This window comes from Bifidobacterium asteroides, assembly GCF_003202755.1.
Lineage (GTDB): Bacteria > Actinomycetota > Actinomycetes > Actinomycetales > Bifidobacteriaceae > Bombiscardovia > Bombiscardovia asteroides_F.
In genome coordinates, this window is the sequence record NZ_QGLK01000001.1 from 483,941 (window position 1) to 499,248 (window position 15,308).

Here is a 15,308-nt window from a genome sequence, read left to right on the forward strand (position 1 = left end):
TCTAGTCCATGTTCTTTTCGACGCGTCCCTGAATCAGAGTGAACACGACAGAAAAGACGATGATCACTATGGTCAGGGCTGTGGAGATTGCAGCACCGTAGCCCACTTGATGAAGTTGGAAGAACTGATTGTAGGAGTAGTAGGAAGGCACGATGGTGCTTGTGCCGGGTCCGCCCTTGGTAAGCAGGTAGACCGGCCCGAAGGTTTTCAATGCTCCAATGGTGGCGGTCAGGATGACCACCAAGAGTTCCGGGATAATGGAAGGGAGGGTTACCACTCTGAACTTCTGCCACCAGTTGGCACCGTCCAGGCTGGCAGCTTCATAGAGTTCTGGGTCAACTCGTTGCAGGCCCGACATGAAGATGACAATTGGGTAGCCTAGCTGTATCCAGATCAAGATGAACATGAGTACGGGCAGTGCGCTGCCTGGGTCTCCCAGCCAGTTGTGCTGGAGACTACCAAGTCCTATCTTCTGAAGCAGTGCGTTGAAAGCGCCGTCGTCAGGCCGGAAGATCCATCCCATGATGATGGAAGCCACTGCCACTGGAAGCAACTGGGGTAGATAGTAGAGTGCCCGGATGAAAGAGGCACTGCCAGAGTTGAACTTTTTCTGAATCACATCTGTCAGGACAGATGAAATAAGTAGACCCAAAATGGTGGGGATGACGACTATTGCCACGATGATCCAGAAAGAGTTGATGAATGATTTCCAGAAAGTCGCGTCACCGATCAGCCGTTGCCAGTTGCGCAGGCCCACGAACCGAACTGGCCCGACACCACGCCAGCGTGTAAAGCTGAGGTAGATATTCCAGATAAAGGGAACAATGATGATTACGGCCAAGGACAATATCCCTGGAATCAGATAGGGAATGAACTTAGTCGATTTGTTGCCGGGCAGTCTTGACGCTGTCGACTTTTTACTGCTAGCGCCTTGGGACATGGCAGCCTCCCGATCTCCTTATTAGCTAGTTAGTATTGGAAGGATGGACGGTGCTTTCCGCGCAAGACAAGCACCGTCCAGTCCAGATAATGATTGGATTACGTGAAGCCTAGTCCTTGACGTCCATGTCTTTGACACCTGATGTATAGGCATCCTTGATGGCGCTCAGGGTTTGATCTGGGTTCTTAGTGCCATTGACAAGCTCCTGAAGAGCAGCCGGTATGGCATCTGTCAGATTGGCAGCCGGGTAGTCAGGGTAATAGGAGAGTGCGTTCTTCTTGGAGAACTTTGCATACTCCTCGGCCATGGCCTTGTTCTTGGGGTTGTCGATGCTGCTGTTGTCGGCGGCCAGAGGGATCCCGCCGTGCTTGGCGATACCATTCTGCTCCTTCTTGGAGAGGACAATGTCGATCAGCTGAGCGGCTAGTTCCTTGTGCTTGCTCTTCTCGGGAATGGTCAGTAGATTGCCGGTGCATCCCTGTGCGAACTTAGAACCAGGCAGAATAGAAGCATCCCAGTCGAAGTTCTTGATCTGCTCCACAAAACGACCTTGGTTCCAGGTGCCGGTCTGATAGATCGGGTACTCGCCCTTGATAAAGGAAGTTGTGGTGTCCTCGGCCTTGAGACCGGTGGCATTACGGGAGATGTATCCCTTGTTGAGCCAGTCATTCAAGGTCTCAGTTGCGTAGGTAAGGGACGGGTCTTTCCAATTTACCGGGTGCTTGTACATCTGCCAATCTTGAATGAAGCCCTTGTCTGCCTTGGTGGAGATCAACTGCCACCAGAGCCAGAGGACACCGAACTCACCGGCATCAGCTGCGATGGGTGTCACGCCTGCATCCTTGAACTTTTGGCAGGCTTCTTCGAACTCGGCTAGAGTGGTTGGTTCCTTGATGTTGTGCTTGGCAAACAGATCCTTGTTGTAGTAGACACGTTGGTATTCTGCATAATTGGGGGCGCCATACCAAGTGTCGCCGTCCATAACGCCCTTATCGTCATACCTGGCCATGGAGGAATCTGCGGTGGTCACTTTCTTGTCCCATCCATACTTCTTGACATAGGGGCCCAAGTCAGTGAGGAGTCCCATGGAGGAGAGCATGCCGGCGCTGCCGTTGCCTCTGTTGGATTCCATAATGTCTGGAGCCTGGTCAGAATTGAGGAATTGGCTGCTATTCTGCGCAATCTGGGCAAAGGACTTTACTTCGAATTTAACTTTGACCCCTGTCTTCTTAGTGAAATCGGCTGCAGCTTCTTTCCAAGCCATGGTTTGAGCAGAGGTCTCTTTGTCATAATGCCAGAAGGAAATGCTCTCCGGCTTCTGTTCTTCTGACTGACTTCCGCTGCTTCCGCATGCTGACAGGGTCGCTACTGTCGAGGCGGCAACTAATAAGGTAGCTAGCGCTTTCTTCATTCTCATGTTCTTCACTTTCCTTTTTGTTGCTTAGTAAAACGATTTGGTAATCGAAACGTTTCGATTAAGAAAAATATGCCTCCATTATTTATTTATGAACATAAAATTGTGAATATCGGTTAAAACTCATAAGGCTGAGGAGCTTCATCGCTCTGCCGTGCTGATCACAACGTATATGTTTTTATTTCATATCGTGCCTCCCTCATTTCGAGACCGAACGTTAGCCAAGGAACCACGATCGACCAGATTTGGTTTAAAAAGACGCACGACCCCTCGTATATCGCGTTTATTCTCTATGGCATCGCGAAGGATACTTACGGCTCCGGTGCACAGCTTGCCAGGGGTAAATGGGATTTCACTGATTGGCTGATGAAGAAATTCCTTCTCTAATAGTGTTCCACAGGAGAGGACAGAGCAATCATCTGGTATAGAGATTCCGGCATTTTGCATGGAATCCACAACAGCATTGAGTACATCCGAGCCAGACTGATTGATAAGGGCTGTAGGATGTGCCGGACCGTTGATAATGCTACGGGTAAATCGATCGGCATCGAAGTTGTGATGATCCACCTGTTCCGATTCGATCAAAGTGATACCCAGGGCTTTTGTTTCCTTGAGTAGTGCTTCGTAGAACAGAATCATGTAACCTGCTCCGCGCTGATAATCCTCCTCCTGGCCCCTGAGAAAGGCGATGGTATGATGTCCAAGGCGATAGAGGATTCTCGCGGCCATTTGTCCCATTTTAGTGAAGTCAAGGTCGATACAGGCACAGTCCTGATGTTCGGTTGGGTAGCCGATGGCCACACACGGTTTGCTGTACAGATGAGCTAGGGCGGCCCGTTGATCCTTGTGCATCAAGTCGAGAAGGATCACCCCTTCGACTAAATTGCTACCTGTCACTCGTTGGATATCGATCACAGCCTCTTCGCTGGTTAATATGAGTACGTCGTACCCAGCGTCCTTGGCCTGCTTAGCTGTTTCCAGAAAATACGCATTGTATTGGGTCTGGTTCATTTCATCGCGGATGGGTTCGCTTATGGCAATGATTCGATTGTGTCCGCCCCGCAGGCGCTGCGCGCTCGCATTGGGAATATAGCCCAGCTTCTCTACTGCTTGGCGAACTTTTTCAGCGGTCTTCGGAGAGATGGATCGCTTGCCTGAAAAGACATAAGAGACTGTGCTCACGGATACTCCGGCCAGTCGAGCCACATCCTTTATGCCAGGCATCTCCACCTCATCGTTATTGCTTACGATCATCATCGAAACGTTTCAACGAGTTACAATAGCATAACATCTCGCGACAAGTCAATATATCCAGAATCATGCTCGTGTCGATGCGAAATACCGGAAGACAGGCTGACCGATACCCCGTGGCTGTCGGCTGTGTTGATTTATGACATTGTAAGTGAAATGGCCACTTTATGGCTGATGCGTAGAAGTATCCTACAATTCATGTCGAGAAGAACGCTGTTGCCAACGCGGCCAATCCTATGCGTATACCGGAGTATTTGGCTTTGGACGGGCTTAAAGCGTCAGTGCCCGACCGAGCTGAGTAATTAACGCTGTTAATGAGGCGCTGTTTCCCGCTCGGCATGGTTGGCTAAACTTGTTCTGCATGAGCAGTGATTGGCTCGGGGGAGCCTCGGCCCCCTTGTCGGTCCGTACGCCTAGCGGAACCAACCGGATAATAAGGAAAGGAACCTATGCCTGGAGCAAATTTGACTCGTGTGGAAGCCGAAGAGCGAGCCGTCGTCGTATCCAATGTCAGCTACAAGGTCAATCTTGACCTTACCAAGGGGCCTGCCACCTTCCCCTCCATAGCTTTGATCGACTTTGATGCCCGGCCGGGGGAGTCCACCTTTGTGGATCTGATCGCTGACCAGGTCAGCCTGATCGAGCTCAACGGCCGGCGTCTGGACCCGGCCCTGGCCTTCCGGGACGACCGGATTGAGCTTAACGACCTGCGCGAGCACAACCAGCTGCGGGTGGAGGCCCTCTGCCGTTATTCGCGCACAGGCGAGGGTCTGCATCGTAGCGTGGATCCCTCGGATGGCAACGTCTACCTCTACTCCCAGTTCGAGGTACCCGACGCCCGCAGGGTCTATGCTGTTTTCGACCAGCCGGACATCAAGGCCGTCTTCGACTTCACCGTGGATGCCCCCGCATCCTGGACGGTTCTGTCCAACATGCCTCCCGCCTCCCATCAGGACCTGGACAGCCGCACCGCCGAGGGAACCCTGGAGGGCGGCCGCACCGAGGGCGTGACCCGTTGGGTCTTCCAGACCACCCCGGTCATGAGCTCCTACCTGACCGCCTTCGCCGCCGGACCCTACGCCCAATGGACCAGCGAGTATCAGAACGAGGATGGACGGACCATCCCTATGGGCCTGTACTGCCGACAGGCGCTGAAGGACTCCCTGGACGGAGATGCCGAATACCTCTTCGACGTGACCAAGAAAGGCTTCGCCTTCTACGCCAAGACCTGGGACCTGCCCTTCCCCTGGGCTAAGTACGACCAGATTTTCGTGCCCGAATACAATGCGGGCGCCATGGAGAATATCGGCCTGGTCACTTTCCGTGATTCCTACGTCTTCGAGTCCAAGGCCACCGGGGCCCAGATCAACCGCCGTGTGGAGACCGTCCTGCACGAGCTGGCCCACATGTGGTTTGGCGACCTGGTGACCATGAAGTGGTGGAATGATCTGTGGCTGAACGAGTCCTTCGCTGAGTTCATGTCGACTCTGGCCACTGCCGAGGCCACCGAGTGGACTGACGACTGGGCCACCTTCTGCTCCGGGGAGAAGAGCTGGGCCCTGACCGAGGACCAGCTGCCCACCACGCATCCTGTGGTGGCCCCAATCCGTGACCTGCATGATACCGAGGTCAACTTCGACGGCATCACCTATGCCAAGGGCGGTTCTGTGTTGAAGCAGCTGGTCGCCTACGTGGGCCGTGATCGCTTCTTCCAAGGCATTCACAACTATCTGACGGCCCATGCCCACTGCAACGCAACCCTGAAGGATCTGCTGACCGAGCTGGAGAAGACCGGCGGCCGCGACCTGGACAACTGGTCCCGGCTTTGGCTTGAGGAGGCTGGCATCACCACGCTGACCAGCCAGGTGCAGACCGACGAGCAGGGGACCATCACCGCTATGCGGATCGACCAGACCGCTCCCGAGGAGCATCCCGTCCTGCGTCCGCATCGCCTGGCTGTGGGATTCTATGACGAGGATCAGTCCGGCAAGGTGGTGCGTACAGACCGGTTCGAGCTGGATCTGGACGGCCAGGGAGCCGAAGTGCCCCAGGTCGTTGGCAAGAAGCGACCGGCCCTGATTCTGATCAACGACGACGACCTGACCTACGCCAAGCTGCGCCTGGATCAGGACTCCCTGGAGTATGCCACGCAGAACCTGTACCGGATCGAGGACCGTCTGGCTCGGGCCGTGGTCTGGCTCAGCCTGTGGGACATGACCAGGGATGCGCAGTTCCCTGCTGAGCGCTTCATCAGCCTGAGCTTGAAGGCACTGGCCACTGAGCACCAGTCCACCACCTTCCGCTACGCCCTGTCCCAGATTTCGACAGCTGCCCACCATTTCACCGCTTCCCGTCGCCGTCAGCCCATGCTGCAGCTGGTGGCCAGCACGCTCTGGGATCTGGCCATGAAGGCCCAACCGGGTTCGGACGAGCAATTCCAGCTGGTCCGAACCTACCTGGGCTACGGGGACGATGCCGACTTCGAGGATCATGCCCGGGGTCTGCTGAGCGGCGACCTGAAGCTGGAGGGACTGACCATCGACAACAACACCCGTTGGCTGATCATCCACGCCTTGTCTGCCCACGACCTGCTGGCTGACGGCGAGATCGACCGGGAGCTGGCCGCGAAAGACACCACGGAGAACCGCGAGTTCGCCATGGGCGCTCGGGCCGCTCGTCCGACGGCTGAGACCAAGGCCTGGGCCTGGGATCAGGCTCTGCACAACGAGGATCTGACCAACTCGCAGATCGAGGCCTTGGCCGACGGCTTCTCCGGCTCCGGGGACCAGGAGCTTTTCGCACCCTACGTAAACCGCTTCTTTGCGGCCGTAGACGAGGTCTGGACCCAGAAGACCTTCCACATCGCGGAGACCCTGCTCAACCCCCTGTCGGCAGGCGGGCTCTACCCGACTAAGGCTGATCCGGCTGCCCTGGTCAAGGCGGGCGACGCCTGGCTGGCCGACCACGCCGAGGCTCCCAAGGCTCTGCGCGGGATGATCATCCAGAATACGGAGTCCTCCAGGCGCATCCTCAAGGTCCGCGAATACAACGAGCGTCTGCGCTGAGTATTCCGCCCGCCCCGGCCAGAGTGGCGATGGGTAAGGGGCGGGCCATAACGAATCTGTCGATGGTACGTGATGCTGTTGTATTGGTCTACCGTTTATATCATGATCCTGATTTTGGTTGGATTGGAAATTCGAAGTTCTCCGCGAGTGGACTTTCCAGTGGTCTTTTTAACGTTGATTTTGAGAGAGTGAACAAGCAACTAACGGTAAAGTTAGAGACGAACAGGGGGGCAGAGGCTGGACTATCCGGTTGGAAGTTGATAGAATTTAATAATTCTCATTAGAAAAGTTCGGTTATTGTAAATTCGTTGCTTCTCGCGGGGTGGCTAATTGAGGTATAGTCACCCCTAGCGCTGTGATATTTATATATATAAATGCGCATATACCTCTGTGAACTCTAAAGATATTCTAAAAGTTCTTGCCGGTTTTGTTTTTATTGACTCTTGGGCAACATTCAAATAAATTTTTAAATATTGTCCATAGGCCGATAGCTCTGTCTGTGGTTGTAAGCCTTAACGATCGACACAATGTTAGGGATAATTTGTCACTCTGGAGACTGTTCTAAGAAAGAAATTCAGTCATAAAACAAGGTCTGAATGATCGGAAGCAAGTTGCCACAAGAAGAATCTGAGCCCAAATAGCTGTGATTAAAATTGATGATTTTGAAAGAACATCAACCGGTTCTCATGCTCTATTACAATCTGTGGGATAACTTCTCTAGATTGACAGGGTCATTGCCATGCAGATCTTCGACGTGGTGAGAAGGCTGCAGTGATCTAGTTATTGGTGCAGTGCCTCAAAGCTGCGGTTAACCTACTTTGCGGCATTCAACAGACAACCTCATTCTTGTAGGTAAAGACCATAGCATTTGGAAATCAATCAGATTTATAAGCTTAAGAGCAAAGTAGATTTATGGAGGAAATGCGGCGTGACTGGTAGTTTGAGCGTATTGGAGAATCATACTCATATTATTACGAGAGATGAGAGAGGGAAAAGGTATGGCAGCACGCCCATTGAATACTCAACTTTTGGGTGAACAAATTGTCAATGAGTTAAGGACACAGATAATTCACGGTGAGATTGCTCAGGGCTCCCATTTGGTTGAAACTGATATTGCTGACCAATATGAGGTTAGTCGCGGTCCAGTTCGTGATGCATTCAACCGCCTTGTGAATGAAGGGCTTGTCGTACGTAAGAAACGTGGCTGTGTGGTGCGCGGTCTATCAGAAAAAGACGTACGAGACATGTATGAGGTGCGTGCAGCTTTCGAAGAGATAGCAGCTAATCATGTGGTCAGGGATCCAGATAAGACCGATTGGGCTGGTATGGAACAATGTATAGCTGGTATGAGGCAAGCTCTTGAAGTGGGGAATTCCGATACCTATGCACAACAGGATTTAGATTTTCATGACGCATTGATCAAGAATTCTCATAATAGGCGGGTGATTGACTTCTGGTCGACTTTCATGCCAACCTTCTCCGTTATGCTACAGGTCACTAATGCACAAGATATTGATCTGAATCCTTCATTCCATGACCATGAAGAAATTTTAAAATCATTGAAATCAGGTAAGCCTGCGGATGTGAAAAGCCTGGTCGACCGCCATTTAAATGGCTCTTTAAATAGAATGATAAGAGCGTTGAAGAAATTAAAGCGTTGAGCGTGGCTTACTCGCTGTTTGCGTTATCGAGCAGTTCTATTGTCCTACGTAATAAGGCTATTCTTTTTCCAATTGGAGCGTTTAGCGGGCGTGCAGAAATTTTCACGCCTTCATACAATAGATTGGGCCCGACGGCCCTCTTGGCTGCGGCTATGCGCTGCTCGGTGAGTAAAGACCTTGGTTCATCTAAATCGACTGAACGATGTAAATTTGGCGGACAATGGGAATCAGACCATGCAGGTCCAAACTTGGTTGGTTCGTCCGCTACCCCCGAGAACATCATTCCCCGCAGAACATTATTAATGCTGCATTGGCGTATTTGGTTCTCAACTAAATTTGGATTGCGTAATTCGATTGCGCTTCTTGCCCAATTAATAGACATTGCAGCTGGTGTCGTTACTCTGGTACCGCAGACTGCTGATAGCGCTGCTAATTCCATATTAAGGGGCAGAAAACCTTTAGATGGAAGGTGCCATCTAACGGCTGCATCGCAATGTTCGATGCAGACTATTGCACCTGACCAGTCCCAGGACGTGATTTCTTCCAGTGAGTGTTTGAAAGCCGAAATCGATTCCTGGATCTGCACCGAATTACTTGGCGCGCTCTGGATTTCCACGGCGAGGATTTTGTGATTGCCGACTGTATTAATTGCCTTGACTGTCTGGCATGCTCTTTCCATCATTGTTAAGGCGGCATCCCTGCCTTCTTTATCGATTGAAGCCAGACCGAACTGGGGGTTGTTGGCTATACATTCCATGGTTGCTGTAATCATCGTGAACACATGTTTTGTACCTGTGGGGAGCGAGGACCAGAGCCGATCCTGATTAGCTCGATAACTGTTTGACAGATAAGGAATTTCAAGCCCATTGCAGAGGTGTTCATTGAAAGCGGCCTGAATTAGCTCGATTTGCTGGGTTGGATCTGGCTCAGCAAGGGGGTAAAGCCCTATTATCCGGTAAGGAATGGAATTGGTCTTATACTCGGCTTCTACCGGCCTGCTAGTTTCTTTTCGATTGGATCCCATCTGAATTCCTCTCTAATTATTCCGATTGGCTTCAAGCAGGTGCTTCCTTGCGTGAACGATAGATATATGTTATAACGGTCAACAGTTATCAGTCAACAGTTGACGGTTAACAATCATCACGGAGGAGAAATGTTGCGTAAGCCGGAAATTATTACTGCATCCATCGCGGCTTTCAATGATCATGGAGGGTTGGATATTGGTCGCAACAAGGCTTATTTGAAGCGAATTGAGCCTTTCGTTGACGGAGTGCTTGCGGTTGGCACCAATGCCGAGTTCCCATCCTTGGACTTTAATGAACGAAAAGAGCTAGTTTCTCTGGCGATTGATATTTTCGGAACCGATCGTGTCATCGCTCAAGTAGGTGCCCCGTCTGTAAGACAAGCTCTTCGGTTGGCCCAAGATGCTGTAGACGCAGGTGCTACAAGATTTGCAGCACTCACACCTTATTATTTTCGAGCTTCGCAGAAGGGTATTTACTCTTACTATCAATCGCTTCGAGAAGCTATTGATGGGGATTTATATGTGTATATATTTCCGGATGTCGCGAATACTGATCTGGAGCCTGAGACATTAGTGAAATTGGCAGATATAGGAATTAATGGGGTAAAGCTATCCGGCGTTGCTTCTCAGAGGGTTGAGATCTACCGGAGAGCAGCCCCAGAAATCTCCTTGTGGTCGGGCAATGATGCAGACCTACCGCATGTCATGGACGCTGGAGGCTCTGGTGTCATTTCAGGCGTGTCTGGCGTTGCTCCGAAGGCTTGGGCGGTTCTGCGTGATGCATACTCAGCAGGCGAAGAAAATGCAATGGTCAACGCACAACAGCGTGTGCAAGAGCTGGTGAAAGTATTAGGCCCAAGCATCGGGAGGCTTAAGTACGCTCTCAATTTTCTGGGTATGCCGGTTGGGGAATGCAGAATGGCCATAGACGAACCCACCGAATTTGAGAAGGAGGAAATACGGCAGGTGCTGGAACACGGCGACATCGCCTAATGATGTTGATGGGACAGCGAACAGCCAACAAGCATGAGTCTCCATCCCATGCACGACCATGGGATGGAGGGTCAATTACCGCAGCGATTACAGATCGAGGAGGATCTATGAATCAGGTAATTGGTGAAGCAGAAGCTTCGCAAGAGAAGTCTAGTCCAGAACAAAGAAAAAACCTATTCAAGGTCGTAGCGTCAAGCTTCATCGGCAACACGTTGGAGTACTATGACTATTTTGTATATGGCACAGCATCCGCCATCGCTTTTCCGACGGTTTTCTTCGCCCATGAAAGTGCCTTTGTGGCTACGCTTTCGTCATTTGCTACCTTCGCCGTCGGCTTCCTAGCCAGGCCATTGGGAGGCATGATCTTTGGGCATAGAGGTGATAAATCGGGCAGAAAGTCCACTTTGATTATGACCTTGATGATCATGGGGGTGGGAACATTTCTGGTCGGATGCATTCCTTCGGTTGCCACTATTGGTTTGGCGGCACCAATTATCCTTATAGTTTTGCGTCTGGTTCAAGGTTTTGCGGTTGGTGGTGAATGGGGCGGTTCTATGATCATCGTACTGGAGAGCGCTCCAACCAAGCACAGAGGATTTTGGTCCGCTTGGCCCAATACAGGCGGCTTCTCCTCGCAAATTATTATTACTCTTATTTTCGCATGGGTTTACACGCTACCTAAGGATGCCATAATTAGCTGGGGCTGGAGAGTTCCATTCTGGCTGTCGGCAGTGGTCATGCTTTTGGGCGTGTGGATGCGGCGTTCGCTCGAAGAAAGCCCTGTCTTTACAAACGCTAAGGCCGCTGAGGAGAAGAGAACCAGAAACCGTGCTCTGACAGCTGAGAATTTTGAAGCGACGATTAAGGCGCAAGAGGGGCAGGACGAACACATTCAGGTGGCTGTTCAAGATCATCACACCAAAGAACATGGGCCTTTATATAAAGTATTTGTGGAAGATTGGCGCGATCTGTTGAGAATTATGGGTTTGCGTTTCGCTGAATCTTTACCCTATTTTCTTCTTTGCACTTTTGCGCTCTCATATGGGCCTCAGCATTTAGGAGTTCCTAAAGAGCAGCTGAATATGGCCATTCTTATTGCATCTGTTCTAGCATTTCCTGCTCATGGGCTCTTTGCTGCATTGTCTGACCGCATTGGGCGTAAACCCGTCTATCTAATTGGCACAATTGTGGTATTTGTAACCGCTTTTCCTTTCTTCATGATGCTTAAGACGCGATCTTTCGGATTGATTCTTTTGGCGTACATTGTCGTGCTTAATTTAGGGCACAATGCAATCAATGCAGTCCAACCTGCTTTCTTTGCTGAACTCTTCCCCGCAGATCGTCGATACTCCGGCGCTGCAACTGGTCGTGAGGTCGCTTCTATTCTCTCTGGCGGGTTGACGCCCTTCATCGCTACGGCGCTCGCTGGAGCGAATGGTGCCCGTTGGTATCTTGTAGCCGCATACGTCATGGTTGGCGCAGTGATTACGGCTGTGGCTTTATGGAAGACCCCTGAGACCTACAGAGTCGATTTGAATTCTATTAAGGATGTGTCTTGATGGCTGGCGTTGAGATTGAACGTTGGGTTGTTTCAGGTGATGGTGCATCTTGGCGTCAATGCCATGCATCAACCATAGTTCAATCCGCTGATAGCGGTGTCATTACAGCAGCTTGGTTCGCTGGTGACAAGGAGGGTGCACTCAACAATGCTATATGGGTAACCAGAGGAACCCTTGGAGGGGTTTGGGATCCGCCAAAGGTGATACTGCGAGGTCATGAGCGTTCGTGGTGGAACCCCGTTCTGGCGTATGCGCCTGATGGAGCCCTTTGGTTGTTTGCTAAGAATGGGCCGAAGATCTCTCGGTGGAAGACCTGGTTTAGAGTTTCGCAAGATGGGGGGCAGACCTGGAGCACAGAACGAGAGCTGGTGCAGGGTGACGACCGAGGAGGTCGTGGCCCGGTGAAGAATCCGCCAATAATCACTAAGTCGGGTTTATGGGTGGCCCCTAATTCAGTGGAGTCCGGTGGCGAGAATCCTATCTGGAATTGTCGTTTTGATCTCAGCAGCGATGGTGGCCGCCACTGGAGGCTTACCGAAGTGCCGCTGGATCATGCAGCATTGCAAGGAGCGGGTATAATTCAGCCCACCCTGTGGCGTTCTCGGAATGGTTTAGTTGCCATATGCAGGTCCTCTGAGGGACATGCTTATCGTACAACTTCTGACGATGACGGAGAGCATTGGTCGCCGGCTAAAGCCATTAGGCTGGCACAGAACAATTCAGGTTTCTGCGCTGCCGGGCTGGACGAGGTCGGTTCTAAAGTCGCTCTTGCCCATAATCCAGGATCAAACCCATGGGGACCTCGGTGTCCTTTGATCGTATCAACAAGCGATGATGACGGTGTGACTTGGCAAAGTAGGGTCACGATTGAGGACGGTAAGCGTCCTCCTCTGTTGCCGACGGGAGTAATGATGCCTCATCTTCAGGTGTCTACAGATGCCTCTGAGGGATATGAACCAGGCGATGCTGGTATCGCTACTTCTGGAATTAATGAATATTCTTATCCGACGATGATTGTTTCAGTTGATGGATCGTTGCTCGTGAGTTACACATGGCAACGTCGCGCGATTGTCGTAGCTCGTGTGCCGCGTTCCGTTTTAGGTGTCTGACCTAACCAATTGATGCACTGGCGCATCTCAAAGATGCGCCACCCTTGTTGCGGATATTTTTGAAAAAAGAGTGAGTGCAGTGATGCTTCGTATGACTTTGCTTAATCCAATTCTCATATCAGCTTTATCTAGGTGTGGACATGGCGATAAGATATTAATTGCAGATGGCAACTATCCGCTGATGACACAATCCATGCCTAATACAGATCGGGTATACCTGGCGTTGCGACCTAATTTACCGACAGTCACTGAGGTATTGGAAGTGGTTCTAACAGCGATACCGGTAGAAAAAGTCGAGGTCATGGAACCAAGTGATTCCAAGGCGGAACCGCCTATCTACGATGAATTTAAATCTCTGCTCAATTATGAAGAATTGCTGCGTTTAAGTAGAACAGATTTTTATAGAGCAGTCAGGAACGATCCTCATGTGGTTGTTGCAGTAGGCACAGGGGATATGCGTGCCTTTGGCAACATCCTGCTGACAGTCGGTGTGCGTGAACACTAGAAACCAAAACGAATTAATAGCGTACTGCTTTTTCCGGGTATCTATTTGTAATATTTATTTGAAATGAAGTTGAAAGAATCATGAATATAACCTATGCGAACGATCAGATTGTTCAGTCGATGGATCAAGTGATTAGCGATGAGATACAAGCCGTTCGAACTGCATCGGCTTTATTGCCTAAGCAGAACTGCGTTGAGGCAATAAAGCTTATCGTCGACTGTTCCGGAAAAGTTGTTTTTACTGGTGTCGGCAAGTCAGGACATATCGCTGAAAAGCTGGCGGCGACCTTCGCTAGCGTTGGTATTCCTTCCTTCTTTATGCATGCTACTGAGGCGGTGCATGGGGATTTAGGGATGGTAACCAGCGAGGATTTGGTGATAGCTATTTCCAACAGTGGCAAGACCTCCGAGGTCTTGAAGATTCTGCCGGTATTGCATGCAAAGAAAATAAAAATGGTATCGATTACGGGCGACGATTCCTCGCCTTTAGCTCAGGCTGCTAATATTAGTTTGAAGGTGCATGTTAATAGTGAGGCTGACGATTTTAACCTGGCGCCTACGAGTTCATCTACTTCGGTTTTGGTAGTCGGTGATGCGCTAGCTTTGACTGCTTCGCGCTTGCTGGGCTTTGACGAGCAGGGCTTTGGTCTCAATCATCCTGGTGGGGCCCTCGGTAAAAAACTAATTGCAAAGGGTGTACTTAAGCAGGCACAGTCATGAAACGCATATTGGTAATCGGCAGTTTCATGACAGATCTAGTAGTGACGGCATCTCGCTTTGTGCGGGAAGGAGAAACTATACAAGGTGACTCCTTTAGCCAATATCCGGGAGGAAAAGGGGCGAACCAAGCGGTTGCTGCAGCGCGTTTGGGCGGCAGTGTCACTATCTTGGGAAAATTGGGTAAGGATGAATTCGCCAAGCAGCAGATGACATCATTGAGGGCTAATGGGGTTGATTGCTCTCATGTATTTTTCACTGATCAGGTGGGATCTGGTGTCGGTAATCCTCAACTTGATAGGGCAGGCAACAATCGTATAGTTGTTGTTCCTGGTGCGAATATGACTTTCACCCCTGAAGATATACGTCATGTTCGAACTCTCATTGAGGATAGCGACATAGTTGTGCTGCAGCTCGAAATTCCTATGGAAACTACTTATGAAGCAATACGGATAGCGAAGACCTCTGGTGCGACAGTTGTGTTAAATCCAGCGCCATTCCAGCGTATTGATGAGGCCTATTCTGCCATGGTGGACTGGATCATACCGAATGAGCACGAGGCAAAAGGACTTAGCGGAATACATCCTATTGATATGGACTCGGCTCGCGTTTCTGCAGAGTATCTTTTGGACGCTGGGTATGGTGGTGTTGTAATAACCATGGGCGGCCTAGGATCATATGCGCGTAAGGGTAGCGAAGAGTTTCGGGTTCCTGCAATTTCATTTGGACCGGCAGTCGATACTACGGCAGCTGGAGATTCATTCATCGGGGCTTTCGCATATGGGCTCAGCAAGTCTTGGTCACTCGAAAGAAACATGTGTATCGCATCGATGGCTGCTGGTATTACAGTTACCCGGCGTGGAGCTCAGCCGTCTCTGCCTTCTTGGAGTGATATTGAGAAATATGTGAAATTGAATGAAAATAGAATACCTAAGTAGTCACTGGATTCTCGGTCCCAATACTCTGGGTGATGGCTTCAAGTGAAAACTTCGGCAGACCCTTAGCTCTGTGAGATCTAATGAACAGGCTTAGACTAAGCTGGTTTGCGTATATCTTTACTGGTCCTAGAAG

Annotated in this window: 12 protein-coding genes; 8 read left to right on the forward strand and 4 right to left on the reverse strand. The window is 50.7% G+C overall.

Features of this window, described 5'->3' with window-relative positions:
* Position 1: 1 nt before the first annotated feature.
* From DKK74_RS01810 to DKK74_RS01820, 3 genes are all read right to left on the reverse strand, one after another.
* Complete coding sequence (locus tag DKK74_RS01810; protein ID WP_110412496.1) at positions 2 to 940, reverse strand: carbohydrate ABC transporter permease; 939 nt, start codon at positions 938 to 940, stop codon at positions 2 to 4.
* A 109-nt stretch (positions 941 to 1,049) separates the two neighbouring features.
* Positions 1,050 to 2,357, reverse strand: coding sequence for an ABC transporter substrate-binding protein (locus tag DKK74_RS01815; RefSeq protein WP_110412497.1), 1,308 nt, complete (start codon positions 2,355 to 2,357; stop codon positions 1,050 to 1,052).
* A gap of 180 nt (positions 2,358 to 2,537) precedes the next feature.
* A complete protein-coding gene (locus DKK74_RS01820) occupies positions 2,538 to 3,611 on the reverse strand; it encodes a LacI family DNA-binding transcriptional regulator (RefSeq protein WP_248004318.1) in 1,074 nt (357 codons plus the stop codon).
* A gap of 443 nt (positions 3,612 to 4,054) precedes the next feature.
* On the opposite strand from DKK74_RS01820, the gene pepN reads away from it, so the two are divergent.
* The gene (pepN, locus tag DKK74_RS01825) at positions 4,055 to 6,670 is read left to right on the forward strand and encodes an aminopeptidase N (protein WP_110412498.1); all 2,616 of its coding nucleotides are present in this window, start codon (positions 4,055 to 4,057) and stop codon (positions 6,668 to 6,670) included.
* A 998-nt stretch (positions 6,671 to 7,668) separates the two neighbouring features.
* Positions 7,669 to 8,331 carry a GntR family transcriptional regulator gene (locus tag DKK74_RS01830; protein ID WP_181414864.1) on the forward strand — a complete coding sequence of 221 codons (663 nt, stop codon included), beginning with the start codon at positions 7,669 to 7,671 and terminating at the stop codon, positions 8,329 to 8,331.
* Between the two features lie 7 nt (positions 8,332 to 8,338).
* Here the strand turns inward: DKK74_RS01830 and DKK74_RS01835 are convergent, their stop codons facing one another.
* Positions 8,339 to 9,355, reverse strand: a complete 1,017-nt coding sequence (locus DKK74_RS01835) for a DUF4862 family protein (RefSeq protein WP_110412500.1) — start codon at positions 9,353 to 9,355, stop codon at positions 8,339 to 8,341.
* A 129-nt stretch (positions 9,356 to 9,484) separates the two neighbouring features.
* Here DKK74_RS01835 and DKK74_RS01840 point away from each other — a divergent pair, with 129 nt between their 5' ends.
* The 6 genes from DKK74_RS01840 (at position 9,485) to rbsK (ending at position 15,175) form a co-directional block, all read left to right on the forward strand.
* Positions 9,485 to 10,348, forward strand: a complete 864-nt coding sequence (locus DKK74_RS01840) for a dihydrodipicolinate synthase family protein (protein WP_110412501.1) — start codon at positions 9,485 to 9,487, stop codon at positions 10,346 to 10,348.
* A 107-nt stretch (positions 10,349 to 10,455) separates the two neighbouring features.
* Complete coding sequence (locus DKK74_RS01845; protein WP_110412502.1) at positions 10,456 to 11,907, forward strand: MFS transporter; 1,452 nt, start codon at positions 10,456 to 10,458, stop codon at positions 11,905 to 11,907.
* Positions 11,907 to 13,016 (forward strand): exo-alpha-sialidase, encoded by a 1,110-nt coding sequence (locus DKK74_RS01850; protein WP_110412503.1) that lies wholly within the window; start codon positions 11,907 to 11,909, stop codon positions 13,014 to 13,016. Before DKK74_RS01845 ends, DKK74_RS01850 begins: the two co-directional genes overlap by 1 nt.
* Before the next feature lie 82 nt (positions 13,017 to 13,098).
* The gene (locus tag DKK74_RS01855) at positions 13,099 to 13,521 is read left to right on the forward strand and encodes an RbsD/FucU family protein (RefSeq protein ID WP_110412504.1); all 423 of its coding nucleotides are present in this window, start codon (positions 13,099 to 13,101) and stop codon (positions 13,519 to 13,521) included.
* An 80-nt stretch (positions 13,522 to 13,601) separates the two neighbouring features.
* Complete coding sequence (locus DKK74_RS01860; RefSeq protein ID WP_219997338.1) at positions 13,602 to 14,240, forward strand: KpsF/GutQ family sugar-phosphate isomerase; 639 nt, start codon at positions 13,602 to 13,604, stop codon at positions 14,238 to 14,240.
* On the forward strand, positions 14,237 to 15,175 hold the full coding sequence (gene rbsK, locus DKK74_RS01865; RefSeq protein WP_110412505.1) for a ribokinase: 939 nt from the start codon (positions 14,237 to 14,239) through the stop codon (positions 15,173 to 15,175). Before DKK74_RS01860 ends, rbsK begins: the two co-directional genes overlap by 4 nt.
* The last annotated feature ends 133 nt before the right edge of the window (positions 15,176 to 15,308 follow it).

What these genes read in the sequence shown, in the direction of transcription:
- DKK74_RS01810 (WP_110412496.1), bottom strand. Translation starts at nt 940, where the DNA reads ATGTCCCAAGGCGCTAGCAGTAAAAAGTCGACAGCGTCAAGACTGCCC.
- DKK74_RS01815 (WP_110412497.1), bottom strand. Translation starts at nt 2,357, where the DNA reads ATGAGAATGAAGAAAGCGCTAGCTACCTTATTAGTTGCCGCCTCGACA.
- DKK74_RS01820 (WP_248004318.1), bottom strand. Translation starts at nt 3,611, where the DNA reads ATGATGATCGTAAGCAATAACGATGAGGTGGAGATGCCTGGCATAAAG.
- pepN (WP_110412498.1), top strand. Translation starts at nt 4,055, where the DNA reads ATGCCTGGAGCAAATTTGACTCGTGTGGAAGCCGAAGAGCGAGCCGTC.
- DKK74_RS01830 (WP_181414864.1), top strand. Translation starts at nt 7,669, where the DNA reads ATGGCAGCACGCCCATTGAATACTCAACTTTTGGGTGAACAAATTGTC.
- DKK74_RS01835 (WP_110412500.1), bottom strand. Translation starts at nt 9,355, where the DNA reads ATGGGATCCAATCGAAAAGAAACTAGCAGGCCGGTAGAAGCCGAGTAT.
- DKK74_RS01840 (WP_110412501.1), top strand. Translation starts at nt 9,485, where the DNA reads ATGTTGCGTAAGCCGGAAATTATTACTGCATCCATCGCGGCTTTCAAT.
- DKK74_RS01845 (WP_110412502.1), top strand. Translation starts at nt 10,456, where the DNA reads ATGAATCAGGTAATTGGTGAAGCAGAAGCTTCGCAAGAGAAGTCTAGT.
- DKK74_RS01850 (WP_110412503.1), top strand. Translation starts at nt 11,907, where the DNA reads ATGGCTGGCGTTGAGATTGAACGTTGGGTTGTTTCAGGTGATGGTGCA.
- DKK74_RS01855 (WP_110412504.1), top strand. Translation starts at nt 13,099, where the DNA reads ATGCTTCGTATGACTTTGCTTAATCCAATTCTCATATCAGCTTTATCT.
- DKK74_RS01860 (WP_219997338.1), top strand. Translation starts at nt 13,602, where the DNA reads ATGAATATAACCTATGCGAACGATCAGATTGTTCAGTCGATGGATCAA.
- rbsK (WP_110412505.1), top strand. Translation starts at nt 14,237, where the DNA reads ATGAAACGCATATTGGTAATCGGCAGTTTCATGACAGATCTAGTAGTG.